The organism is Komagataeibacter sp. SM21 (genome assembly GCF_041402665.1).
Lineage (GTDB): Bacteria > Pseudomonadota > Alphaproteobacteria > Acetobacterales > Acetobacteraceae > Komagataeibacter > Komagataeibacter saccharivorans.
This window is the reverse complement of sequence record NZ_JBGLOV010000077.1, coordinates 1-1,027: the sequence shown is the minus strand read 5'-3', so window position 1 is coordinate 1,027 and position 1,027 is coordinate 1. Positions and strand designations below refer to the sequence as shown.

Here is a 1,027-nt window from a genome sequence, read left to right as displayed (position 1 = left end):
GTCGGCGGATCAGGGCAGGCGCCCTCATCCGTGCCAGTCTGGTCGATATCGGCTGGCCGCTTCGTCAGGCGGCCCGGCGGTCAGGATTCAGCCGCAACCGCGTCGGGGAGTTTGCGGCGGGGGAGCCCGCCGATCCTGAATTCGTCGCATGGCTGTGTGCGTTGCGTGCCATCCATAAGCGGTTTTCTTCGCCCTTCGCCCGGTCGATCACTGTCACGGGCAATCGGCCGCCTTATCGGCGACGTGAGGTGTACCGGGCGATTACGGTTATCGGCTGGTCGACCAAGCTGCTGGCTGAACGGATGGGCGAGCACCGCACGGCCCTGTTGCGCCACCTTGACCGGGGAGGCGCGCTGGAGCCGCGGTCATCGCGCTGGCTGGAGCTGCTTGAAACGGGGCACGAGACCTATCCCCGTCCGGAATATCGGGTTTTCACAAAAGATACGGAAGGATTCTCCCATGTTTGATGAGGGTGACGCGAATGGCGGCGCGGGTGCCGCTTCTGTCGGCGGGATCGCGGCCGACCGGCTGCGTAGCGTAATTGAACGCGTGGAGCGCCTTGAGGAAGAGCGCAAGGCGTTGGCTGGCGACATCAAGGACATCTACACCGAAGCAAAATCGGCAGGTTTTGATGTGAAGACCATACGCCAGATCATCCGGATCCGCAGGCTGGAGCCTGCGGCTGTGGAAGAGCACGAGATGCTTCTGGATCTCTATCGCCGTGCGCTGGGAATGTGAGGGAGCCTGTCGATGCAAACATTGCCCCGCGGCGCCGCAGGTCTCGGTTTTTCAATGGCAGGCGGGAGCTCGCCAGTAGCGAGATGTGATGCGCATCTGCAGATATCCATCAGGCTTCACGGCTTCGAGGACAATGTCCTCCCCGGGGTTAGCGCTGGTGTGGACCGGCGCGGCATACAGATTGCCGCGCTCTGTCTCCTGCTGGCGAGTGATGCATTCGATGGCTTCTCGGTCGTCGATCAGCTGGGCCCGACTGTCGTTCCCTTCGTCCATGCGCCCTTCCTGCCCA

Annotated in this window: 3 protein-coding genes; 2 read left to right on the top strand and 1 reads right to left on the bottom strand. The window is 62.8% G+C overall.

Annotation, left to right across the window (positions count from 1 at the left end):
• Nucleotides 1-467 (top strand): hypothetical protein (locus ACBR42_RS17115; RefSeq protein WP_371208840.1); only part of this gene is annotated, 467 nt, incomplete at its 5' end.
• Entirely contained in the window at nt 460-738 is a 279-nt protein-coding gene (locus ACBR42_RS17110) for a DUF2312 domain-containing protein (protein ID WP_371208839.1), read from the top strand. The genes ACBR42_RS17115 and ACBR42_RS17110, both read left to right, overlap by 8 nt.
• A 51-nt stretch (nt 739-789) precedes the next feature.
• On the opposite strand, the gene ACBR42_RS17105 is transcribed toward ACBR42_RS17110, so the two are convergent.
• On the bottom strand, nt 790-1,027 hold a 238-nt coding region (locus ACBR42_RS17105), incomplete at its 5' end, for a hypothetical protein (protein WP_371208838.1).